The organism is Sulfurimonas sp., from assembly GCF_034005705.1.
GTDB lineage: Bacteria > Campylobacterota > Campylobacteria > Campylobacterales > Sulfurimonadaceae > Sulfurimonas.
Genome location: NZ_JAVEUF010000009.1, coordinates 25,845 through 47,539 on the forward strand (window position 1 = coordinate 25,845; position 21,695 = coordinate 47,539).

Below are 21,695 nucleotides of genomic sequence, written 5' to 3' on the forward strand. Positions count from 1 at the left end.
TTGTTATATGAAAAAACTCTCTGTTAAACTTCAGGTATTACTTCTTATCGTTATCTCGCTAACGCTGCTTGCGGCTATAGCTACATATATATCGAGTTCTAAAAGCAAGGAAGCTCTTTTAAAGAACAGCTATGCAAACCTAACTACCCTCAGGGATGTTAAAAAGTCTCAGATAGAGGCTTTTTTTAGAGAGTGCATTAGAGATATATATGTTTTGGCAAACAGCAATGACCTGCAAAATATCACCTGGGACCTGCTAAGCGTTTACGATGATTTGGAAGTAAAAGAGAATGAGCCGTTTCCTGTTAATGATCCATCCGCGAAGGAGGAGAGGCTTCCGCACGAGGTATATTTTCAAAAATATCTAAAAGAGTATGGATACAGCGATATTTACGTTATCGGGGCAAAACATGGACATGTACTTTATTCCGCTAAAAAAGAGTCCGACTACGGTACAAATCTTACATACGGCCCGTTAAAAGAGAGCGCTCTTAGCGAAGTGTATAAAAAGAGCCTTCAGAACAATCGCCCGACCTTTGTAGATATGAAGCCTTACTCGGTGGGTGGGGATATGCCTGCCATGTTCATAGGCACACCCGTAGTTGTCAATGCCGAGGTCAAGGCTGTCTTGGTCTTTAAGATCGATAATGATGCGATTAAAAATATAATGCAGTACAGAAAAGATTACGGTAAATCTCAGGAGGATTATCTGGTGGGCGCTGATAGGCTTATGAGAAGCGACAGTTTTTTAGACCCGAAAAACCACTCTCTTGAAGCATCTTTTGCAAATCCTAAAACCGGCAGCGTTGATACCAAAGCATCAGTTGAGGCGCTACTTGGCAAAACAGACACCAAAATAGTGGTAGATTATAACGGTAACCCCGTTTTGTCATCCTTTAGCGAAGTCAGCGTCGGCGAAGATTTTAAATGGGCAATACTATCCGAGATAGATGAAGCGGAGGTTCTTGAAGTTCCAAACAATATTAGAAACATACTTATCATCGACTCCATTATACTACTTGCAGTTATAATTGCAATAGCTCTTTTTTTGGTAAACAGAAGCGTTGTAAAGCCAATAGATAAGTTTAAAGAGACACTTACGAAAATAGGTCAAAATAAAAACCTGACCCTTGTTGTAGATGAAAATGCCCCTCTTGAACTCTCACAGATGGCAAGAAGTTTTAATGATCTTATGGAAGAGTTAAAAGATCTCATAGACGTCTCCAAACAGTCATCAAGCGAAAACGCTTCCATCTCTCATGAGCTCTCGACCACTGCAATGGGTGTCGGGGAGAATGTTGAGAAAAGTGTTTTGGTTATTGATGAAGCTACCAAAAAAGCAAACAGCATCAAAGATGAGATAGCCCAAGCTATAAGCGATGCACAGGAGAGCAAAAAAGAGATCATCAAGGCAAATGACAATCTTAACCTGGCACGTACTGAGATAGTTGCTCTTACAAACAAAGTCCAAAGCTCTGCCGAGCTTGAAGTGGAGCTCTCACAAAGAATGCAGACTCTCTCTCACGAAGCAAACGAGGTAAAGAGCATCTTAGAGATCATCTCCGATATCGCAGACCAGACAAACCTTCTTGCACTTAACGCTGCCATAGAAGCTGCCCGTGCGGGAGAGCATGGACGCGGATTCGCCGTTGTTGCCGATGAAGTAAGAAAGCTTGCAGAACGTACTCAGAGAAGTCTTACAGAGATAAATGCGACCATTAACGTCATTGCTCAATCTATTGTGGATGTAAGCACGCAGATGAATGCTAACTCTGAAGATATTCAAAAGCTATCTGAGAATGCGACCGATGTTGAGGTTAAGATCAATGAGAGTGTAGGAATTGTAAAAGATGCAGTAAGAGCAAGTGATAAGACAGTAAACGACTTTGAGAAGACGGGAAGAGATGTAGAGTTCATTGTCTCTCAAGTTTCAGAGATAAATGAGATATCTTCCAAAAACGCAAGAAACGTAGAGGAGATAGCAGCTGCGGCTGAGCATCTAAACTCTATGACAGATGAGCTTCATGCGAAATTGGAGACGTTTAGGACTTAAGACTAGCTCTCTTCTTCGACAAAAATAGCGTCTAAGAGACCGTCCACAAACTCATACTTGTCAAATGGTGTTAGATTTTCGGGCTGCTCGCCTGTTCCAACGTAGAGGATAGGGAGTTCAAGCGCGTAAGCGATGCTAAAGACGCTTCCTCCTTTTGCAGTTCCGTCAAGTTTGGTAATTATAATGCCGTCAATCCCTATCATCTCATTAAAGGCTTTTGCCTGCGCAATCGCTGAGTTGCCCTGTGTGCCGTCGATGACGAGGATGGTTCTGTGAGGTGCTCCGCTATGCGCTTTATCGCAGATTCTAGCTATTTTTTTAAGCTCGTTTGCTAGATTTGTCTGCGTATGAAGTCTTCCTGCCGTATCAATGATGACGTTGTCAAACTCTCTTGATTTTGCGGAGTCTATGGTGTCGTAAGCAACAGCAGAGCTGTCGTGCCCCTGTTTGGAAGCGATTATGGGGATATCTAGTTTTTTTGCCCAGAGAGTAAGCTGCTCTATAGCTGCGGCTCTAAATGTGTCTCCCGCTCCAAGCATCACTTTTTTGCCCTCACTCTTATAGCGAGCCGCAAGTTTGGATATGGTGGTCGTTTTTCCCGCACCGTTCACACCGACTATCAGTTCGACAAAGGGAGGAGTGAACTTTGGCTCTTCGTAGGATGTGTAGGCTAGGGTGGCAAGCAGCTTTGAGCGAAGAATTTCTCGCGTGACTTTGTCTTGATATATCTCGCGAAGTATAATCTCTACAAGATCGTACTCTACATCCGCTTCGAGTAAAATATCCTCGATCTCATCTTTGCTAAAAGATACTTTCTTCTTTGGAACTACGGACTTGATCGCCTCAGCAGTTTTAGAGAGGGATTTTTTTATAAAACCGAACATCTACTTGCCTAAAGCATTTCTGATGTCGCTGTCAATAAATTCCTCTTCGGTAGCACCGACATAGTAGTTGATAAGCTTTGCATCTCTGTACATCGCCATCGTAGGGATCGGAAATCTCTCGCCAAGCTCAAGTTCTTGTACCAGTTCGTTTACAAGACGGCGGTTTTGATCTGAATTTACCAAAATATATTTAGCTCCGTAAGTATTCGCAAACTCTTGAAGTTTTGCATCTGCGATCTTATCTTCGATAGTTATGCCGACGATAACCAGATCATCTTTATATTTTTCCTGAAGAGAGCTTAGATGGGAAGCCGCCGCGCGGCAAGGAGGACACCAGGTTGCGAATATGTCAAATATAACTATTTTGCCATCAGCGCCTTCAAGCTTAAATCCATTGCCCTCTTTTTTAACGATATACTGCTTTTTATCCAGACCGCTTAGAACATACTCTTTTGCCGCTATCATCTCGTTCGCACTGCTTTTTTTATCTTCGTTGCTTGAACATCCTTGAAAAAGTATTGCCGATATAACTGAAATAACTAAAATATATTTTTTAAACATTTGCTTACCTTGTTTTTAGTAAAATGAGCGAAATTATAGCCATAAAGATTTTATATGCCTCTTACAAAAGCAATTTTTAGACGAAATTGTCTAGAAAAAATTAAAAGCTCTCCCATTCACAACAGATTTTATAAAAATGCAAAAATAGATGCAAAGCTGCTTGAAGAGCTTGGCAGATTTAAAAATCTAAAAAATCTAAAAATACTTTTTTATACCTCTCTCCCTTTTGAGGCGAACACTGCAAAATCAATTGAAAAATTGAGAAAAAAATGTGATATTTTTGTTCCATTTATGGAAGGCGAAAGTTTTAAGATGGTACCATTTAGATTACCGCTGAAGAAAAAAAAGTTTGGTATTTATGAAGCGGGAAAAAGTTTAAGAGATATTAAAAAAGTTGATATAGCCATAGTGCCAGTAGTTGGTGTAGATGGAAATTTACAAAGAGTTGGTTTTGGAAAAGGGATGTATGATCGTTTCTTTGAAAAGTTAAAAAAGAGACCATACACAATTTTTATACAATCAGAGTTTTGTTACACAAAAGAGTTAATTTGTGATGAGTACGACATCACATGTGATTTGATCATTACGCCAAATATTACCGTGCAAAATAAAAATATGGCTCTAAAGAGGAAATAGAATGTTAAATGAGATACTAATCGGGGGCTCGATAGCCTCCGTTAGTGGGCTTATTGGATTTTTCATCTCTAAAAAAATTACTAGTGCTAATTTCGACATATATGTCGAAAAAGCAAAAGCTCAAGCAGGTGCGATCGAAAATGAAGCGCAGATGCTTTTATACAAGGCCAATATAAAATCTCAAGAGATAGAGCTTGAAGCCACAAAGCTTTACGAGAGCGCCAAAGAGAAGGCAAAAGCCGACCTCTATCAAAGAGAAGAGGAAATTGTAAAAAAAGAGCAAAATTTTAAACGCTACAAACAGAATGAAGAGAGAAGACTTCAGGATGAAGTGGCTGTTTTAAAATCTAAACAAGTCGATTTAAAAAGAAATGAAAAATCTCTAAACTCACTGAAAAAAAGATACGAAGAGAAGATAGATGAAGCACTTAATGCCATAGAGCACTGTGCCGGAATGACTAAAGATGAGGCAAAAGCAGTTTTGCTCGAAAAGGTCGAAGAGAAGTCCAGAGCGGAGATAGCCCACATAGTAAGGCGTTATGAAAACGAGGCCAAAGCAGAAGCCAGAAAAAAAGCGAACTATATATTGGCTCAGGCTACAAGCAGGTATGCAGGCGAGTTTGCCGCGGAGAGGCTTACAAATACGATCAATTTGTCGGATGATGAGCTAAAAGGGCGCATCATAGGTAAAGAGGGCAGAAATATTAAAACCCTTGAGACTCTTTTGGGCGTTGATATTATCATAGATGACACGCCAAATGCGATCATGGTAAGCAGTTTTAATCTCTACAGACGCGCAATTGCTACAAAAACGTTGGAGCTTCTTATAGAGGATGGCCGTATACAGCCTGCCCGCATTGAGGAGATTTACACTAAAGTGTGCGATGATTTTGAGTCAGGGATTTTAAACGAGGGTGAAGAGATAGTCGCAGATCTTGACATCGGTGTAATGCATCCTGAGCTTGTGAAACTTATAGGTAAGCTTCGCTATCGTGCAAGTTACGGACAAAATGCACTGGCACACACTCTTGAGGTGGCACACCTGGCGGGGGTTATGACTGCCGAGATGGGCGGAGACGTAAAACTTGCAAAAAGAGCGGGACTCTTACATGACATAGGCAAGGCACTTACGCACGACAATAACGGAAACCACGTCGATCTCGGTGCGGCTATCTGTAACCGTTACAATGAGCACAGTGTAGTTATAAATGCTATTTACGCGCATCACGGATATGAAGAGATAAACTCCATAGAGTGTGGTGCGGTATGTGCGGCGGATGCTCTCTCGGCGGCAAGACCAGGAGCCAGACGGGAAGTTTTGGAGAGCTTCTTAAAAAGAGTGACCGAGATAGAGGAGATAGCATCCGAGCATACAGGTGTAAAGCAGGCTTACGCGATCAATGCAGGGCGTGAGGTGAGAGTCATAGTCAACGCCTCTTTGGTAAATGACGACGAATCTGTTTTGATGGCAAAAGAGATCGCCAAAGAGATAGAGGAAAAAGTGCAGTACCCAGGTGAGATAAAAGTCAACGTAATTAGAGAGAGCAGGGCTGTAGAGTTTGCAAAATAGTCTTTTTTATGGCTTTTGGGCTTTACTCTTTGCTGTTGTAGTTTTTATCTTTTTAGGATGTGCAGCAAAAGAGCAGAGTAACAAACCTGCCGTAAAACATATGATACAGAGCGAAAAACTTCGCATCCTGATGCGCGAACTTGATCTGGTGGTTTATGAGCGTCAAAAAAGCGAACTTGAGAGAGACAAAATGCGCAAGAGGTATGTATTGACTCTTGCAGACACGCTCAAAAAACTCTCGGCAGAAGTTGAAAATATGCCGATGGGAGAACTTGGCAGCGGGCTTACTTCTGATGATTTTTATGAGTACAAAGGATATGCAAAGAGTCTGAATCAGGATGCGAATGAGTTGTATATCTTGGCTCAGAACTATGAGTTTGAGCTTTTGAGCAAGAAGATGGAGGATATAAAGGTCTCTTGCAACTCTTGTCACAAACAGTTTAGGAAAGATCCTTAATCGGTTATGACTATTTTACGTCTTTTTTACCCACTTGTCTTATCTGTGTTGCTGCTTGCTGCAGATGAGGCTCAAAACGATAGCAATGCCACATCCCCCAACTTCTTGGATAATACAATATTTAGCGTTGGCGGAAGAGTACATATAAGTACCATCTTCACCTCCGATCAGTCATCATATTTTGCAGGAAAAATAGCCCTTGATAGCAAAGAAAAGGACGAAGATATCTATGCAAATGCACGTGAGAGCAGACTCTGGACAAAAACTAGAACTCCGACAGAGCAGGGCATATTGCGCACCACGCTGGAGATAGATTTTCTGGGCACGAAAGACGGCAAAGCCGATAAAAACGACTATTACCCCCGTCTAAGACACGCCTTTGTAGAGCTCGGGAGTTTTGGATTTGGTCAGACAAACTCTACTTTCAACTCCGTTTCGGCACTCGATACTATCTCCTACCCGATGGATGACACTTTCGTGCGTCAATCTCTTCTTCGATACACCTACGATAAGGATATGTTTGCATTTGACATCTCTTTTGAGGACCCTAAAACTACGCTTTTAGACAGTAGCAGTTCAAAGATCATAACAAAAGACGATCTGCTTTTTGATCTGGTTCTGCGCTCAAGATATTATCCTCTGTGGGGAGAAGTAGGCATTGCATTTCTATCGCGCAAGATTACCCATAACTCATCAATATATGATACCAAAGATTCCAAATACGGCTATGGGGTTAATCTATCAGGGCGACTTAAGACATTCGCTATGGATGATATCCGCTTTAACATTCACTACGGCGAGGGGAGCGGGCGCTATATCGCCTACGGCGCTTTTAGCGAGGGAGTGATTGACTCAGATGGAGATATCTCGCTTACTCCGTTATACGGGGGTCATCTTGGATATCGCCACTGGTGGAGCCCAAAGCTTCGCTCTACGATCGCTTTTTCTTACGTAGGCGCCGATAACAATCTGGATGTTTTGCAAACGGGGCTTGATAAAGTTACAAAAGAGAGCTACGGCACTCAGGCAAATCTGCTTTGGGTGCCTGTTAAAAATCTTTTAACGGGCTTAGAGTACGCTTGGGCAAAGAGAGAGGTAGAGAGCAAAGAGAGCGGCAGTACGAACTTTTTAAACCTAATCTTGCGTTATGATTTTTAGTAACTATCCTCGATAACATTCATCTCCGAATCGTCATAGGGGTCCATGTGGATAAGAATATGTACATGTTTATCGTCAAAAAGTGCACGAAGCTTTGCTTCGAGCCTGTCTGAGATAAGATGTGCGTCGTAGAGCGATATACTTACGTTAAAGACTATATGAACGGAGATGAATATATGAGAACCAGACTCTCTTGTTTTGAGGTCATGATAGCCGTTAATATCTTTTTGGTTATCTAGAAGCATCTCTATTTTTGCAACATCTTCGGGTGCGGGAGCGGCATCCAGCAGCATTAACATCCCCTCTTTTATGATCGGTGCAGCCGAGTAGATCATATAAATGGCGATGCCCATTCCCAGTATAGGGTCTATAAGATGCTCGCCTGTGTAAGATATAAGCAGAAGTGCGAGCAGGATGGCGCCGTTTGAGAAAAGGTCTGTTTTGTAGTGAAGCGCATCTGCTTTGATGACCATATTTTTTGTTTTTTTTGCAACGTGATTTAAAAAAGCTACCAGAAAAGCGGTTATGACAAACGAGGCGATCATAACGGCAACGCTAGTACCGAGATACTCCATCGGTTTGTAGTTTACAATTTTTGAAATTGCTTCGTAAAATATAAATAGTGCCGAAAACGAGATGACAAACCCCTCTATGACGGCGGCTAAAGGCTCGATCTTGCTGCGCCCGAAATGAAACTTGTCGTCGGGGTCCTTCTCAGCACTGTTTAGTGCGAAGTAGTTAAAAAGAGATACCGTCAGGTCAAGAAGCGAATCAATTGCAGAGGCTAAAACAGCAATGGAGCCGCTAAATATTCCAACAGTCATCTTCATTAGCACAAGCAGAGCCGCAACACTTGTCGAGACGACCGTAGCTTTCTTTTCGAGTCTCATAAAATTCCTTATAGCTATCTTTTGATACAATTATAATTAAATTTTTTTAAGATAAAGTATAAGATGAACATAGATGCATTAAGAGAAGAGCGACAGAAGTGGATGCTCTGGAAAAATATAGCTCCGCTTCGTGAAGCTCTTGATGGTTTAGAGGATGGCTCATGGAGCGTAGAGCTCGGAGATGTTGTGAAAATAAGCGGCAGTTACCCGGACCCATCAGAGATAGAGAGAGTCGCGCGTATGATGATGCCTTGGAGAAAGGGGCCTTTTGAACTCTTTGACACATATATAGACTCAGAGTGGAGAAGCAACCTAAAATACAACCTGTTGCGCAAACATTTTAATTTAAAAGATAAGAGAGTTGCCGATATAGGGTGTAACAATGGATATTATCTTTTTAGAATGCAGGAGGACTCTCCGAAATCTCTTGTAGGTTTTGACCCTTCACCGCTTTACAAGACGCAGTTCGATTTTATAAATCACTTTGCCAAAAGCGAGATCGTCTACGAACTTTTGGGCGTAGAACACTTAGAGTTTTACGAAGAGAAGTTTGATACTATTTTTTGTTTGGGGGTTCTTTATCACAGAAGCGATCCCGTTGCTATGCTAAAGTCTCTCTACAGGGGGCTTGATAAGCAGGGTGAGGTGATACTTGACACCTTTTATATAGAGGGGGATGATGATATGTGCCTGTGTCCAGAGTCCTCATACTCCAAGATACCGAATATCTATTTCGTGCCTACTGTAAAAGCGTTGAAAAACTGGTGTATAAGAGCAGGATTTAGCGGTTTTGAAGTTTTGGAGAAAACCGTGACAAACAGTGACGAACAGAGAAAGACCTCTTGGATAGAGGGACAGTCGCTGGAAGATTTTTTGGATAAAGATGACAACACAAAGACCGTAGAGGGTTATCCGGCCCCTGCAAGAGTATATGTAAAATTAACTAAGGACAGCAAATGAGCGATAGAGAAGATAAAGATTTTGAAGATAATGAAGAGCTTGAAGTAGAAGATTACAGAGCCAAAGATGACGTGATGCTGAAAACTCACGAGGAGATCAACCGTGATCTATGCGGAGAGATCGAGAAGATGGATGTAGGGTATGTAAAGTTAAAGCTTGTAACTACTCATGACATGATCGCCGACTCTAAGGGCCTGATACACGGCGGGTTTATTTTCGGTGCAGCTGATTATGCCGCTATGGCTGCCGTCAATGAGAGAAACGTTGTTTTAGTGGCAAGCAACTGCCAGTTTCTCTCCCCCGTTAAATTTGGCGATATAGTGAATTTTACCGCTAAGGTACGTCACAAAGAGGGCAGAAAGAGAAATGTGCGTGTCACGGGCAATGTTTTGGACATTAAAGTTTTTGACGGTGAGTTTAAGACCGTAGTGACCGACAGGCATGTGTTAAAGCTAAAACTTACAGAGGATGAGGGCGAAGAGGAGTATCACCAGCACCACGAACACGACTAGGAGCGTTTAAAGATTGGCTATCCAGTAGTCGCTGTACTGCTGCTCCTGCTTTATCGTGGTCGTGCTCCCGTGCCCCGGATATATTGTTTTGTCATACGGGATCTTTTTAAATTCTCCAAGAGACTCTCTCATCTGCTGGGGTGAGGAGTAGGGAAAATCCGTGCGCCCGATAGAACGTTCAAATATAAAGTCCCCGCTAAACATAGCATCTCCTATCTCTATTGTTGAGCATCCTGGAGTGTGCCCAGGAAAATGACGAAACTTTACTTTGACCCCGTTAAAATCAAACTCCTGATTAGGCTCTACCTCCACGTCAGGTTTTGAAGGCGGCAGATCTGGGCTCCAGCTGGAGCCTTGAAGAAGCATTGTATCCTCTTTTGGAGTGTATAGCGGAACTCCCAGTCTCTTTTGAAGCTCGGCATTACTCCAGACGTGGTCGAAATGTCCGTGAGTATTTAATATTGCTACGGGATGGGTAACATTCTGCATGACCCACTCTACTGCACCCATGCCGGGGTCAATGATAAAATCCATTCCATCTACTGTAACTATGTAGCAGTTAGTTTGATAATCTCCCATCGCTTTTGCTTTTATCTTCATTACACAACTCTTTTTTAGGACAATTGTAACCTACTAATATAAATATTTTTGCGCATATAGTTACTAAAGTTTGATATAATATTTTTTGTTAAACTTCTTTAAAGGTTGGTGATGGGAAAGTATGAGCTCATATCGGAGTATCTGCAATATTTTTTGGACGATGAAGTTCGTAAGACGGGGATGCAAAACGTTGTTTTAGGACTTAGCGGCGGTATAGACTCAGCAGTCGTTGCCGTACTTGCCCAAAGAGTGTTCGGAGATAATCTTTTATGCGTAAAGATGCCTTCTCACTACTCTTCACAAAGTTCTTTGGATGATGCAGATGAACTCTGTCGGGATTTTAAACTAAACTCCATAACGGTTTCCATTGAGCCGATGTTAAAGGCTTATGAAGAGTTAAATCCCGATATGGACAATCTAAGACGCGGAAATCTCTCCGCAAGGCTTAGAATGAGCACTCTTTTTGATATCTCTGCAAAGCATAATGCATTGGTCTTAGGAACTAGCAATAAAAGCGAGCTTATGCTTGGATATGGAACGCTTTACGGAGATCTTGCCAGTGCGCTAAACCCTATAGGCGATCTATACAAGAGCGAGATATATGAGCTTGCAGAGCATCTTGGCGTAACCAGAAGCATCATGCAAAAAGCTCCCTCAGCTGATCTGTGGGACGGGCAGAGCGATGAAGCCGATCTTGGTTACAGTTACGCTAAGCTTGATGAAGCGCTCAAATATTACGTTGAAGATAGATTAAGCAGAGAAGAGATTGTCAAAAAAGGGTGTGACGAGAGTATGTTCGATATGATCGTCGAGAGGATATTTAGAAACCAGTTTAAGAGAAAAATGCCTCTTATTGCCAAGTTGACATCTAGAACAATAAACCATGATTTTAATTACCCAAGAGATATTACACTATGAAGGATGAGAGAATGAAAGTCGCATTTTGCAGATATGAGAGCAGCAGAGAAGCACACTCGAACGTGAGTGATGTTTTGGATCAAGAGGATATAAGTCAGGTAGAGGAGCTTGAAGCGGAGTTTGCTTCATATATAGGCGTCGATCATGCACTGGCGACATCGCACGGCACATCGGCCCTGCATCTGGCTATGCTGGCACTCGATTTAAAAAGAGGCGACAAGATAGTCTGCTCTGTAAATGCGCACCCCAACGTTCCGGAAGTAGTACGTCATTTTGATGCCGAACCCATCTTTATAGATATTGATTCTGAGAGCTATAATATCAATCTTGACAAACTGGAGAAATATCTCGAAGATAACAGCGCAAAAAAACTAAAAGCCGTTATTGTCACGCATGTTGCGGGTCAGTGTGTCGATCTGGAGAGACTTTACGCAATGGCAAAGAGGTTTGACGTAAAGGTTGTCGAGGATGCCTGCGAGGCTTTAGGGGCAACTTACAAAGGCGAGAAAATAGGCTCAACCGGAGCCGATATTACCTGCTTTAACTTCTCCTCGCATCTCAAAAGAGATATCTGTAACGGCGGTATGCTTGTTTCAAACTCCTCTGAGATCATTGAGCGTGCGAAACTGCTTCGCTCACACGCTATGAAGAGAGACGAAGACTCTTTGGAGTATATCTACGACGTTGTAGACATCGGGTTTGACTACTCTATGAGCCAGCTGAGTGCGGCATACATAAGAGCGCAGATAAAAGAGCAGGATAAGAACCTTCAAAGGATTCAAGCCATAGCACAGATGTACAATAAGGCTCTTGACGGAGTGGAGCACGTGACAATACCAAAGCCTAAAAGCGATGACCACCCTTACTCTTTATATATTATCAAAGTAGATAAAAATAGGGATTCATTCGCACTTGAACTTAAAAAGCAGGGCGTTGAGGTAGGACTTCACTATATCCCGCTTCACTTTTTGACATACTATAAGAACAAATACTCACTGAAAGTGAATAATTTTCCGGTAGCACTTACAACGTATCAGCAGGTTATGTCGTTGCCTATCTATGCAAGCATGGAAGATAAAGAGGTGCAGTACGTGATCGAGAAGATAAAAGCGGTAGCATCGACAAGAGTTTAAAGCAAAAAATTGAAAAAAAAGATAATCTTTTGGGTTGAGGAGTATTTCTACAACCCAAACCCCTTTCAAAGAGTTCTCTCTCTTTTACTTCTTCCGCTTAGTTGGGTCTACTGTTTTGTGATGTTCTTGCGCTTTAAAAGCAAAAATAGCGAAGATCTTGGCATAGATGTTATCGGGATCGGAAACCTGAGTGTCGGCGGAAGCGGCAAGACCCCGCTTGTGACTGCTCTTGCATCAAGATACGAAGATGCGGCGGTTGTTTTAAGAGGATACGGACGTAAGAGCTGCGGTCTTGTAGTAGTAAGCAGCGGCGGTAATATCTTATGCGATGTAGAGATGAGCGGCGATGAGGCCATGATATATGCGCACAAGATCCCAAAGGCGATCGTCATAGTAAGCGAAGAGAGAAAAAAAGGGGTACTAAAAGCCAAAGAGATGGGCGCTAAAATCGTCTTTTTGGATGACGCCTACTCAAAGCATGAGATAAAAAAGCTTGATATCGTAATAGAAGTAGAGAGCAAAAACTCATCTTGCCTGCCTTCAGGTCCTTTCAGAGAGAGGCTTTGGAATAACAAAGAGGTTCTTGTCGTAAAAGAGGGAAGAGATTTTAAAAGAGTGGTTGAACTTAAAAATAAAAGTGATAAAATGTCGCTTATAACTGCCATAGCAAGACCAGAGCGTCTTGATGGTTATCTGCCTGAGGTACTCAGCAAAAACTACTTTGAAGATCATCACTCATTTACAAAAAGTGAGGTTTTTGATATTCTTCAAAGAGACAAAGCAGAGTCGGCTTTAGTGACATATAAAGATTTTGTAAAACTGGAGCAGTTCGGTTTAGAGCTTTCACTGCTGGATATGCATCTGGAAGTAGATGAAAATATTTTTAAAAAAATAGATGATTATAGGGGATTTGGTAATGCAAAAAAAGATTGAAACAGTTCAGACGCTTCTTGAAGCCCTGCCGTTTATAAAAGAGTTCAATAAAGAGATAGTGGTCATTAAATACGGCGGTTCGGCGCAGGAGTCCCCACAATTAAAAGAGAGGTTCGCACAGGACATTTTGCTTATGTATCTGGTGGGGATCAAGCCTGTTATAGTTCATGGCGGCGGCAGACAGATAAACGAGATGCTTGATGCGCTAAGCATTGCTCCGAAGTTTATAGACGGTCAGCGCGTGACTTCAAAAGAGGTTATGCGCATCGTTGAGATGGTTCTAAGCGGAGAGATAAACAAAGAGATAGTCTCGCTTCTTAACTCCCACGGCGCAAAAGCTATAGGTATCAGCGGAAAAGATGCGAAGTTTATCACTGCAAAGGCAAAAGATTTTGCAAAGTGGGGACTTACGGGAAATATTACAGAAGTTAAATCTGAAGTGATCTCAAATCTGATAGCCGAGAAGTTCATACCTGTGATCGCTCCGATAGCCGACGGAGGAGAGATGGGGCATCCGGGCTTTAATATCAACGCAGATCTCTGCGCATCTTATGTCGCTAAGTCGATCGGCGCAAATAAGATCATATTTTTAACAGATACTGCAGGTGTTTTAAACAATGACAAAGAGCTCTTCAGCACGCTTACAAGAGATGAAGTAGAGGCTCTAAAGACTGACGGGACGATTCACGGCGGCATGGTACCAAAAGTAGATGCCTGTCTTGAAGCAGTAGAGGGCGGTGTTCATAAAGCACATATAATTGACGGAAGAATAGAGCACTCTCTGCTCTTAGAACTGTTTACATCCGCAGGTGTCGGAACGCAGATAGTTCTTTAGTTTTTTCTGGCCGCTTTATAGAAGAGTTTCTCGGTAGAGACCTCTTTTGGCATAGTCTCGTTATGCAGAATACTCTTGGTCAGTATCTTTGCCAGATATGGACCGTAAACAAATCCTCTTGAACCAAGTGCATTAATTAGGTACATATTTGGATAATACTCCAGCATCTCGGGCGGGATCTTTGTCCCGTTTTTAATAGAGGGATGTTTTTTAAGGCTTCTCTCATAATCAACTACTTTTCCGATTACAGGGAAATAGCTTTTAATAGTAGCTCTTGCTCCCTTGTATGTTTTTACAACTTCAAGGTCTTCAAGTTTTATAAGTTCTTCCGCCTGCTTTAGAAGAGTCGCTATCTGCACTTCGTCGCTGTTTATATAATAAGCACATTTGTCACAGGTCGTTAGACACTCCATCTTCTCATCGTCATGCCTCTGCTGTGTTGCTCCGATGGATATGGTGCCGTCTTGTTTGTTAGTTGAGACGGATATGGATTTATGGATGTTAAAAGGAACTTTCGTCGTTGTCTTTACATCTACTCTAAGCCCGAAAATAGGCGATATCTTCATATATGGTATCTCTACTAAAGAGCTGCCAACTCCTTGAGCCAAGATGATGCTTCTGGCTTTTATATCATCTATGGTGTAGAAGCCATCCTTAAAACAGAGCTCCTTTACATCTCTTTTGTAAAAATCACACTTCTTTGTAAGTTCTAGGCATATCTGCAGAGGGTCTATGACTGCCGCATTCTCATAGAAGAAGCCATCTATATTCATAAAATTTTTTGATATTTCGTGCAGTTTTTTTGAATCAAGATACTTATGTTTAATGCTGTTTTGAGAGAGCTTTTTTTCATCAAAATTACTATCCGCTACTCTAAGAACCCCTTTTTTATCTACTGCTTTGCTCAGCAGTTTTTCATAAAAATCCAAGGAGTACTCAAGTGCCGCGTTTACCAAAGAGTTGTAGGGATTTTTTTTGCCGGGCAGGGGTGATAAAAATGCTCCTGCAGCACCGCTTGCTCCTCCTGCGATGCCCTCCCTGTCTATGAGTGCGACGCTTTTGTTCTCTTTTTGTAAAAAATAAGCCATGCTGCATCCCGCACTTCCGGCCCCGATTATTAAGAAGTCATATATTTTCATTTCGGTATTATACTTAACATTCAAGTTTATATTGTTTTTGTGATGTTATAATCGCGGAAATAAAATTAGGATGTAAAATAATGTATGGACTTTTTGATGATGAAGATGATCTATTAACAGGCTCGCCAAAGAGCAAGTTGATGGATATTGTTTTTAATGCGAACAATGATGTTGTAAGATACGAGTTAGAGAATTTTATCGACAGAGCAGCTGCTATGGAGATGATGATAAGAGAGAAGTGCGGCGATAAATTCAGCGATGACGGCGATGAGATAGAAAAAGAGATACGCTCTTTCATTCTCTCAAGAAGAGACGAAGTCGATGATTTTGCAAAAAACTTATATATCGAAATGATGGGTTCAATTTTATCAAAGAGCGAATAGTTGAAAACGGTTTTACGACTATTTGCTCTTCTGCTCTTTAGTTTTAGTTTCATTTTTGCAAATAATTTTGCACAAAGCAGAGAAATGTCACTAAAAAAAGATGAGCAAAAGAAAATTCTTGTAAAATATGACAACAAAGAGAAAATCTTTAAATTTAGATGGACGCTCTATAAAAACGGCGGATTGGTAGTTTTTAGAGAATACGACAGAATTGTCGCTCAAAATATACTCTATTTAAGACACAAAAACCAAAGTTTCAGGGTTGAGCTAAAGACGAGGGGCGCGGATTTTTACAATACGCCCTATATGTTTGTTAAATTTAAAGAGTTTGACCAAAAGTCAAAAGAGGCACTGTTTGAGATCTTTTTATCGGATGATAAGGGACAGATAGTGCTTGAAGATCCAATAACGGCTAAAGAGGGATGATGCACAGAGTTGAGAGTGAAATAGCAAGATTAATTAAAGAGATAGAGTATGATGAAGTAACACAACTTTTCAACACGCTATCAGGTGGCAAGAGACTTAGAGCAAAGCTGATTTTAAAGATCGCGCCATCAAGCCAGAAAGCCCCTCTTTTAGCAGCGATCGTAGAACTTATCCACGCTGCGAGCCTGCTTCATGATGATGTAATAGACGAAGCAACCCTAAGACGCGGCGTAGCTTCCGTAAATGCTACCGAGGGGAGCAAAAATGCCGTTATGCTGGGAGATATTTTATACTCAAAAGCTTTTAGTGAACTTGTTTCTTTTGAGAGGGATATCGCCAAGACAATATCATCAAGCGTTACCGCTCTAAGCAAGGGTGAGATGATGGATGTAAAAATGGCGCAGAGTTTTAACGACGATGAAGAGAAGTATCTTGAGATGCTATATCTAAAAACTGCTACTCTTATTGAAGCCGCAGCTCGCTCAGCCGCTCTTCTAGCAGGCAAAGACCCTCTCTCTCACGCCCTCTACGGAAGAAATCTCGGTCTCTCTTTTCAGATAATAGACGATATACTCGACATCACAAGTGATGAGGCAACTCTTGGAAAGCCAGCAATGAACGATTTTGTTGAAGGTAAATGTACACTGCCGTATATTTATCTTTACAAACTCTTGAGCGGTGATGAAAAAGAGAGGCTAAAGAGTCTGCATGCAAAGGTCTTGAGCGAAGATGAGAGCGCATGGATCAGAACTAAGATGCAAGAGCACAAAACTATAGAGAGATCTTTTGAGTTGGCACAAAAATTATCGGATGAGGCGATGAATGCGATGAGAGATGACGAAGAGCTCATAAATATTTTACAGACCATGATAAAAAGAAGTTACTGATGCACTATTTAAATATAAGTTTTTCACATAAAAATTCGACTATGGAAGTAAGAGAGAAGCTCTCTTACAAAGATGAACAAGCCAAGATGGGATGTTTGGCTAAGTTAAACTCAAGCCCTGCGATAAACGAATCTATATTGATCTCTACCTGTAATCGCATGGAAGTGTTCTGCAGCTGCAGCGACGTGGCAGAAGCGACACAGCATATATTTGATATGTTAACGGCAAGGTCGGGCATCTCGATCGATGAGCTTGAGGGAAGAGCGAGCATATTTGATGACAGCAGTGCAATTCATCATATATTTTCGGTAGCCTCTTCGCTTGATTCCATGGTCGTAGGAGAGACACAGATCGCAGGTCAGCTAAAAGATGCATTTAGATTCTCATACGACAAGGGCTTTTGCGGTCAAAAACTTGCCCGTGCGATGCACCATGCCTTTAAGTGTGCTGCAAAAGTCAGAAATGCGACCGACATCTCTTCAAAACCTGTCTCCATAGCAAGCGTGGCAGTTGCAAAACTAAAATCTGTTCTAGATAGTGTCGAGGGTAAAAAAGCGTTGGTCATAGGTGTCGGAGAGATGTCTGAGATCACCGCCAAACATCTGGTCTCCAGCGGGGCTGACGTATATATTATGAACAGAACATCAAGCAAAGCTAAAAAATTGGCAGAGGATTGCGGAGCTAAAACTCTGGATATGTGCCAACTGCCAAAAGCGGTAAATGATTTTGAGATCCTTTTTACGGCGACTTCGGCTTCTGAGCCTATAATAACAGATGAGATCATACAGCCGTGCGACTTTGAGAGATACTGGTTTGATATGGCGCTTCCGCGTGATATAAACTACCATAAAGGTGAGCGAATCAACCTCTATGTAATAGATGATCTGAAAAATATCGTAGATGAAAATATCTCTCTTCGCGAAGATAGTGCTAGAAAAGCTCACGGTATAGTGGGAAGAAGCACGGTGGAGTTCTTTGAGTGGCTGAACACTCTAAACATAGAGCCAATGATCAAAGAGATATATCAAAAGGCTTTTGAAGCTGCAAGAGTAGAGACACAAAGAGTCATCAACAAAGGTTTTATTCCAAAAGAGTATGAAGAACAGATCGCTAAGATGAGCGAGCAGGTAATGAAGAGATTCCTTCATGAGATGACCTCTAAAATGCGAAGCGTATCAGAAGAGTCAAAAGCGGATATGGTGACAAGTGCTCTGCAGTTTTTGATACAAAAAGATAAAAACGACATGCCTGATAAATACAAGTGCGAGCATGCCTTAAACATTATAGAAGGAAGATAATTGAGAAGAAGCAGAGCGTTTGTTCCGACAACAAAAGAGGCGCCATCCGATGCAACACTACCTAGCCATAAATTTTTAATCAGAGGTGGTTTTATAAATCAACAGGGTGCAGGTCTTTATAACTTTATGCCTCTGGGCAAGATTGTGTTAGAAAAAATAAGAGCTATTGTAAAAGAGGAGCTTGATCGCTCGGGGTGCCAAGAGGTACAGCTTAGTTTTGTGACACCGATCGGTTTGTGGGAGAGAAGCGGCAGATCCGAGGCTATGGGAAAAGAGATGCTTCGCATAAAGGACAGACACGAAAACGAGTTTGTGCTTAGTCCTACAAACGAGGAAGCAATGGTAGAGCTCGTAAAGAACAGAATTACCAGCTATAAAGACCTGCCTCTTAACCTCTACCAGATAAACACGAAGTTTCGCGATGAAGCAAGACCTAGATACGGGCTTATGCGCGGTCGTGAGTTTTTGATGAAAGACGGATACTCTTTTCACTCCTCTGTAGAGGATATGGTAAGAGAGTTCGATCTTATGGAAGAGACCTATAAAAAGATATTTACCAGACTAGGGCTTGATTTTAGAGTAGTTGCTGCCGACAGCGGTGCTATCGGCGGAGAGGGAAGCAAAGAGTTTCACGTTTTGGCAAACAGCGGCGAAGATACTCTTGTAGTTTGTGAAGCTTGTGATTACGGCGCAAATATAGAGACCATCTATGAGAGTGAAGAGGAGATCGACGCACTAAAAGCGAAATCTTATGAGGAGCTTCAAGAGCTAACCATTGAGAAGCGCTGCTCTTGCGGATCTGAGCTTCATTTCAAAAAAGGGATCGAAGTCGGGCATATTTTTCAGCTCGGCACCAAATACTCTGCAGCGCTTGAAGCGCATTTTAACGACGAAAACGGCAGATCGAAACCTTTTGAGATGGCTACGTTCGGCATAGGCGTGAGCAGACTTGTGGCGGCTATTATTGAGCAGAACCATGATGAGAGCGGATGTATCTGGACAAAAGCGACCGCTCCATATGTGGTCAATATTATGATCTCAAATATTAAAGACAGCGCTCAGGTAAGCCTTGGCGAAGAGCTTTATAAAAAACTTCAAGAATCAAATGTGGATGTTATGCTTGATGATTCCAAAGAGAGATTCGGCTTTAAGATGAAAGATGCGGAGCTTATAGGTTTTCCGTACACGGTCGTCATAGGTAAAGAGCTTGAAAACGGTCTTGTTCAGATATTTGAGAGAAGAACAAAAGAGAACATCTCCGTAAAAACTGATGTTGTTTATGAAAAAATCATGGAACTTCTAAAATAATGATATATTTTATACTCTACCTCTTTTTAGAAGTGATTATCTCGGTAAACATATCATCTGCCATCGGCGGTTTGGCAACATTTTTTGAGATACTTCTGAGCGCATTTATCGGTCTTATGATACTTGCGAATTTCAGATCTACCCTTAGAGAAAATTTTATGGCCGTATCATACAACTGTATCGATCTGCAGCAGTTTCAAAGCCTCAATCTTTTTACCATCATAGGTGCGATACTTTTAATAGTTCCTGGCTTTTTAACGGACATAATAGGGGCTCTGCTGCAGTTTAGCATATTTACTACTATGCTTGTTAATCGTTATAATGTAAAATCAGACAAGTGTAAAAAAGAAGATGAATACAACAGTTTAAAAAAGGATAGTGATGTCATTGATGTTGAAATTATTAGCGACAATAGTTCTAATAAGTAGTTTTGCAAATGCGCAAGATCTAGAACAGAAAATAGAGACCTTTATAGAGAACAGTTTTGATAATAATCCAAACATAAAATCTATGAATGTCAAAGTTTTAGGCAAAAACAGCGTTGAAGGGCATGAAAACTGGAGTGCATATATTGTCGAGCTGGATGCGATCTTAAAAAAAGACGGGCGACAGGTGACTCAAAAGATGCTCTGGTTCTCTGATGGAAAAGTTCTGACCAAAGAGCTTTTTGACATAGAAAGTGCCAAAGAGATGGGTGATTTTGTCACTATCCCTTTTAAAGACGAGTACTACAAAAGAGAGAACCTGATCTCAGGGAATCCAAATGCAAAATATAGAGTTGCGATATTTTCCGACCCGCTATGTCCGTTTTGTAAATCTTACGTTCCTGAAGCGATCAACTATATGAAAAAAGAGCCGAACAAATATGCAGTGTATTATTATCATTTTCCACTAGAGACGCTTCACCCTGCCGCTGTCGAGCTCGTAAAAGCCGCAATAGCCCTTGAGCTCAAGGGGAGAAAAAATGTAGTGCTTGACCTTTACAAGGTCAAGGTAGATCCAAAAGAGAGATCTCATGAGAAGATACTAGCTGAGTTCAACAAGACCATGAAGTCAAACATCAAGCCGTTTGAACTACTCTCAAAAGAGGTGACAGCTCATTTTAAGAGTGATCTTGAGATAGCTGAGAAGATGATGGTCAACGGTACGCCGATGGTCTTTTTTGACGGGAAGTTAGATAAAACAAAAATGAAATATAAAGAGGCAAAATAATGAAAAAATTAGTAATAGCAACAAGGGGTTCACAGCTTGCACTTTGGCAGTCAAACCATATAAAGGCTGTATTGGAGGAGCAAAATCCCGGTTTAGAGGTAGAGCTTAACGTGATCGTGACTACGGGGGACAGGATTCAAGATAAAGCGCTTTCAAAAATAGGAGGCAAGGGACTATTTTTAAAAGAGCTTGAGGAAGCGATGTTAAGAGGCGAGGCTCAGATCGCGGTTCACTCTCTTAAGGATGTTCCTACGGTTATGCCTGACGGGCTTTTGTTGGCTGCTATTACGGAGAGAGAGGATTGCAGAGATGCACTTCTTTCCCAAAAGTATGCAAATATTGATTCTCTTCCGCAGGGTGCAGTAGTGGGAACATCTTCTCTCCGCCGCCGTATGCAGATAGAGAAACTTCGTCCGGATCTGGTCATAAAAGATCTAAGAGGCAATGTAGATACAAGAATAAGAAAGCTAAAAGAGGGGGAGTTTGACGCTATTATTCTGGCGGCTGCTGGTATAAACAGACTCTCTTTGCTTGATGCCGTAAAATATGTATACCCGATCTCTTTAGAGGAGATGGTTCCGTCTATGGGGCAGGGAGCACTCGGAATTGAAGCTGTAAACGATGCAGAGGTCTTAAAGATAGTTGCGGGACTTGAAGATGAGTACAGCAGAATAGAGACTACTATCGAGAGAAGTTTTGTTGATGAGCTTGAAGGCGGATGTCAGGTGCCTATCGGTGTAAATGCATCTGTTTTAGAGGATGGAAACGTAAGCATTAAAGCAGTTCTTGGTCTTCCTGATGGAACTGAGATGCTGAGTGATTCAAAAATAACATCTAAAAAAGATTACCAAAGCGTAGGCAGAGAGATGGCATCGGAGTTTATAGCAAAAGGTGCTAAAGAGCTGCTTGCACGTGCTGAAGCCATGATGGAAAACAAATAGA

General features: G+C 41.6%; 24 protein-coding genes. 19 read left to right on the forward strand and 5 right to left on the reverse strand.

Going from position 1 to position 21,695, the window contains the following annotated elements; genetic code table 11:
• The first annotated feature begins 7 nt into the window (after positions 1 to 7).
• The gene (locus tag RBR61_RS06205; RefSeq protein ID WP_320342850.1) at positions 8 to 2,053 is read left to right on the forward strand and encodes a methyl-accepting chemotaxis protein; all 2,046 of its coding nucleotides are present in this window, start codon (positions 8 to 10) and stop codon (positions 2,051 to 2,053) included.
• A 2-nt stretch (positions 2,054 to 2,055) separates the two neighbouring features.
• Here RBR61_RS06205 and ftsY read toward each other — a convergent pair whose 3' ends face one another.
• A complete protein-coding gene (gene ftsY, locus RBR61_RS06210; protein ID WP_320342851.1) occupies positions 2,056 to 2,937 on the reverse strand; it encodes a signal recognition particle-docking protein FtsY in 882 nt (293 codons plus the stop codon).
• Positions 2,938 to 3,498 (reverse strand): TlpA disulfide reductase family protein, encoded by a 561-nt coding sequence (locus RBR61_RS06215; protein WP_320342852.1) that lies wholly within the window; start codon positions 3,496 to 3,498, stop codon positions 2,938 to 2,940.
• A 54-nt stretch (positions 3,499 to 3,552) separates the two neighbouring features.
• Here RBR61_RS06215 and RBR61_RS06220 point away from each other — a divergent pair, with 54 nt between their 5' ends.
• From RBR61_RS06220 to RBR61_RS06235, 4 genes are read left to right on the forward strand one after another with little or no spacing between them, the layout of a single operon-like run.
• Positions 3,553 to 4,134 carry a 5-formyltetrahydrofolate cyclo-ligase gene (locus RBR61_RS06220; RefSeq protein ID WP_320342853.1) on the forward strand — a complete coding sequence of 194 codons (582 nt, stop codon included), beginning with the start codon at positions 3,553 to 3,555 and terminating at the stop codon, positions 4,132 to 4,134.
• A gap of 1 nt (position 4,135) precedes the next feature.
• Positions 4,136 to 5,704, forward strand: coding sequence for a ribonuclease Y (gene rny, locus RBR61_RS06225; RefSeq protein WP_320342854.1), 1,569 nt, complete (start codon positions 4,136 to 4,138; stop codon positions 5,702 to 5,704).
• Positions 5,694 to 6,161: a hypothetical protein gene (locus RBR61_RS06230; protein WP_320342857.1), complete on the forward strand. Its 468-nt coding sequence runs from the start codon at positions 5,694 to 5,696 to the stop codon at positions 6,159 to 6,161. The genes rny and RBR61_RS06230 overlap by 11 nt, the downstream gene beginning before the upstream one ends.
• Before the next feature lie 6 nt (positions 6,162 to 6,167).
• Positions 6,168 to 7,319, forward strand: a complete 1,152-nt coding sequence (locus RBR61_RS06235; protein WP_320342858.1) for a DcaP family trimeric outer membrane transporter — start codon at positions 6,168 to 6,170, stop codon at positions 7,317 to 7,319.
• Here RBR61_RS06235 and RBR61_RS06240 read toward each other — a convergent pair.
• Positions 7,316 to 8,209 carry a cation diffusion facilitator family transporter gene (locus tag RBR61_RS06240; protein WP_320342860.1) on the reverse strand — a complete coding sequence of 298 codons (894 nt, stop codon included), beginning with the start codon at positions 8,207 to 8,209 and terminating at the stop codon, positions 7,316 to 7,318. The genes RBR61_RS06235 and RBR61_RS06240 overlap by 4 nt on opposite strands.
• A 63-nt stretch (positions 8,210 to 8,272) precedes the next feature.
• Between RBR61_RS06240 and cmoB the strand changes: the two genes are divergently transcribed.
• On the forward strand, positions 8,273 to 9,169 hold the full coding sequence (cmoB, locus tag RBR61_RS06245; protein WP_320342861.1) for a tRNA 5-methoxyuridine(34)/uridine 5-oxyacetic acid(34) synthase CmoB: 897 nt from the start codon (positions 8,273 to 8,275) through the stop codon (positions 9,167 to 9,169).
• Positions 9,166 to 9,681: a PaaI family thioesterase gene (locus RBR61_RS06250; protein ID WP_320342862.1), complete on the forward strand. Its 516-nt coding sequence runs from the start codon at positions 9,166 to 9,168 to the stop codon at positions 9,679 to 9,681. The genes cmoB and RBR61_RS06250 overlap by 4 nt, the downstream gene beginning before the upstream one ends.
• A 6-nt stretch (positions 9,682 to 9,687) precedes the next feature.
• On the opposite strand, the gene RBR61_RS06255 is transcribed toward RBR61_RS06250, so the two are convergent.
• Entirely contained in the window at positions 9,688 to 10,281 is a 594-nt protein-coding gene (locus tag RBR61_RS06255) for an MBL fold metallo-hydrolase (protein WP_320342863.1), read from the reverse strand.
• Positions 10,282 to 10,392: 111 nt separating this feature from the next.
• Here RBR61_RS06255 and RBR61_RS06260 point away from each other — a divergent pair, with 111 nt between their 5' ends.
• From RBR61_RS06260 to argB, 4 genes are read left to right on the forward strand one after another with little or no spacing between them, the layout of a single operon-like run.
• Positions 10,393 to 11,199 (forward strand): NAD+ synthase, encoded by an 807-nt coding sequence (locus tag RBR61_RS06260; protein WP_320342865.1) that lies wholly within the window; start codon positions 10,393 to 10,395, stop codon positions 11,197 to 11,199.
• An 11-nt stretch (positions 11,200 to 11,210) separates the two neighbouring features.
• Positions 11,211 to 12,332 carry a DegT/DnrJ/EryC1/StrS family aminotransferase gene (locus RBR61_RS06265; RefSeq protein WP_320342866.1) on the forward strand — a complete coding sequence of 374 codons (1,122 nt, stop codon included), beginning with the start codon at positions 11,211 to 11,213 and terminating at the stop codon, positions 12,330 to 12,332.
• 9 nt (positions 12,333 to 12,341) lie between these two features.
• Positions 12,342 to 13,265: a tetraacyldisaccharide 4'-kinase gene (locus RBR61_RS06270; RefSeq protein WP_320342868.1), complete on the forward strand. Its 924-nt coding sequence runs from the start codon at positions 12,342 to 12,344 to the stop codon at positions 13,263 to 13,265.
• Positions 13,249 to 14,100, forward strand: coding sequence for an acetylglutamate kinase (gene argB / locus RBR61_RS06275; protein WP_320342870.1), 852 nt, complete (start codon positions 13,249 to 13,251; stop codon positions 14,098 to 14,100). The genes RBR61_RS06270 and argB overlap by 17 nt, the downstream gene beginning before the upstream one ends.
• On the opposite strand, the gene RBR61_RS06280 is transcribed toward argB, so the two are convergent.
• Positions 14,097 to 15,239, reverse strand: a complete 1,143-nt coding sequence (locus RBR61_RS06280; protein ID WP_320342871.1) for an FAD-dependent oxidoreductase — start codon at positions 15,237 to 15,239, stop codon at positions 14,097 to 14,099. The genes argB and RBR61_RS06280 overlap by 4 nt on opposite strands.
• An 80-nt stretch (positions 15,240 to 15,319) precedes the next feature.
• Between RBR61_RS06280 and RBR61_RS06285 the strand changes: the two genes are divergently transcribed.
• From RBR61_RS06285 to hemC, 8 genes are all read left to right on the forward strand, one after another.
• Positions 15,320 to 15,622 (forward strand): DUF2018 family protein, encoded by a 303-nt coding sequence (locus tag RBR61_RS06285; protein WP_320342872.1) that lies wholly within the window; start codon positions 15,320 to 15,322, stop codon positions 15,620 to 15,622.
• An 84-nt stretch (positions 15,623 to 15,706) separates the two neighbouring features.
• Positions 15,707 to 16,048 carry a hypothetical protein gene (locus RBR61_RS06290; protein ID WP_320342873.1) on the forward strand — a complete coding sequence of 114 codons (342 nt, stop codon included), beginning with the start codon at positions 15,707 to 15,709 and terminating at the stop codon, positions 16,046 to 16,048.
• Positions 16,048 to 16,935: a polyprenyl synthetase family protein gene (locus RBR61_RS06295; RefSeq protein WP_320342925.1), complete on the forward strand. Its 888-nt coding sequence runs from the start codon at positions 16,048 to 16,050 to the stop codon at positions 16,933 to 16,935. The genes RBR61_RS06290 and RBR61_RS06295 overlap by 1 nt, the downstream gene beginning before the upstream one ends.
• A complete protein-coding gene (gene hemA, locus RBR61_RS06300) occupies positions 16,935 to 18,233 on the forward strand; it encodes a glutamyl-tRNA reductase (RefSeq protein ID WP_320342874.1) in 1,299 nt (432 codons plus the stop codon). The genes RBR61_RS06295 and hemA overlap by 1 nt, the downstream gene beginning before the upstream one ends.
• Positions 18,234 to 19,541 (forward strand): proline--tRNA ligase, encoded by a 1,308-nt coding sequence (proS, locus tag RBR61_RS06305; protein WP_320342875.1) that lies wholly within the window; start codon positions 18,234 to 18,236, stop codon positions 19,539 to 19,541.
• Positions 19,541 to 19,969, forward strand: coding sequence for an FxsA family protein (locus RBR61_RS06310; protein WP_320342877.1), 429 nt, complete (start codon positions 19,541 to 19,543; stop codon positions 19,967 to 19,969). The genes proS and RBR61_RS06310 overlap by 1 nt, the downstream gene beginning before the upstream one ends.
• Complete coding sequence (locus RBR61_RS06315) at positions 19,932 to 20,753, forward strand: thioredoxin domain-containing protein (RefSeq protein WP_320342878.1); 822 nt, start codon at positions 19,932 to 19,934, stop codon at positions 20,751 to 20,753. The genes RBR61_RS06310 and RBR61_RS06315 overlap by 38 nt, the downstream gene beginning before the upstream one ends.
• Positions 20,753 to 21,694 (forward strand): hydroxymethylbilane synthase, encoded by a 942-nt coding sequence (gene hemC, locus RBR61_RS06320; protein ID WP_320342879.1) that lies wholly within the window; start codon positions 20,753 to 20,755, stop codon positions 21,692 to 21,694. Before RBR61_RS06315 ends, hemC begins: the two co-directional genes overlap by 1 nt.
• Position 21,695: the final 1 nt, after the last annotated feature.

Excerpts from the sequence above, each read along its gene's own strand:
- RBR61_RS06205 (WP_320342850.1), top strand. The coding sequence starts at position 8 with ATGAAAAAACTCTCTGTTAAACTTCAGGTATTACTTCTTATCGTTATC.
- ftsY (WP_320342851.1), bottom strand. The coding sequence starts at position 2,937 with ATGTTCGGTTTTATAAAAAAATCCCTCTCTAAAACTGCTGAGGCGATC.
- RBR61_RS06215 (WP_320342852.1), bottom strand. The coding sequence starts at position 3,498 with ATGTTTAAAAAATATATTTTAGTTATTTCAGTTATATCGGCAATACTT.
- RBR61_RS06220 (WP_320342853.1), top strand. The coding sequence starts at position 3,553 with ATGCCTCTTACAAAAGCAATTTTTAGACGAAATTGTCTAGAAAAAATT.
- rny (WP_320342854.1), top strand. The coding sequence starts at position 4,136 with ATGTTAAATGAGATACTAATCGGGGGCTCGATAGCCTCCGTTAGTGGG.
- RBR61_RS06235 (WP_320342858.1), top strand. The coding sequence starts at position 6,168 with ATGACTATTTTACGTCTTTTTTACCCACTTGTCTTATCTGTGTTGCTG.
- RBR61_RS06240 (WP_320342860.1), bottom strand. The coding sequence starts at position 8,209 with ATGAGACTCGAAAAGAAAGCTACGGTCGTCTCGACAAGTGTTGCGGCT.
- cmoB (WP_320342861.1), top strand. The coding sequence starts at position 8,273 with ATGAACATAGATGCATTAAGAGAAGAGCGACAGAAGTGGATGCTCTGG.
- RBR61_RS06250 (WP_320342862.1), top strand. The coding sequence starts at position 9,166 with ATGAGCGATAGAGAAGATAAAGATTTTGAAGATAATGAAGAGCTTGAA.
- RBR61_RS06255 (WP_320342863.1), bottom strand. The coding sequence starts at position 10,281 with ATGAAGATAAAAGCAAAAGCGATGGGAGATTATCAAACTAACTGCTAC.
- RBR61_RS06260 (WP_320342865.1), top strand. The coding sequence starts at position 10,393 with ATGGGAAAGTATGAGCTCATATCGGAGTATCTGCAATATTTTTTGGAC.
- RBR61_RS06265 (WP_320342866.1), top strand. The coding sequence starts at position 11,211 with ATGAAAGTCGCATTTTGCAGATATGAGAGCAGCAGAGAAGCACACTCG.
- argB (WP_320342870.1), top strand. The coding sequence starts at position 13,249 with ATGCAAAAAAAGATTGAAACAGTTCAGACGCTTCTTGAAGCCCTGCCG.
- RBR61_RS06280 (WP_320342871.1), bottom strand. The coding sequence starts at position 15,239 with ATGAAAATATATGACTTCTTAATAATCGGGGCCGGAAGTGCGGGATGC.
- RBR61_RS06285 (WP_320342872.1), top strand. The coding sequence starts at position 15,320 with ATGTATGGACTTTTTGATGATGAAGATGATCTATTAACAGGCTCGCCA.
- RBR61_RS06290 (WP_320342873.1), top strand. The coding sequence starts at position 15,707 with ATGTCACTAAAAAAAGATGAGCAAAAGAAAATTCTTGTAAAATATGAC.
- RBR61_RS06295 (WP_320342925.1), top strand. The coding sequence starts at position 16,048 with ATGCACAGAGTTGAGAGTGAAATAGCAAGATTAATTAAAGAGATAGAG.
- hemA (WP_320342874.1), top strand. The coding sequence starts at position 16,935 with ATGCACTATTTAAATATAAGTTTTTCACATAAAAATTCGACTATGGAA.
- RBR61_RS06310 (WP_320342877.1), top strand. The coding sequence starts at position 19,541 with ATGATATATTTTATACTCTACCTCTTTTTAGAAGTGATTATCTCGGTA.
- RBR61_RS06315 (WP_320342878.1), top strand. The coding sequence starts at position 19,932 with ATGTTGAAATTATTAGCGACAATAGTTCTAATAAGTAGTTTTGCAAAT.
- hemC (WP_320342879.1), top strand. The coding sequence starts at position 20,753 with ATGAAAAAATTAGTAATAGCAACAAGGGGTTCACAGCTTGCACTTTGG.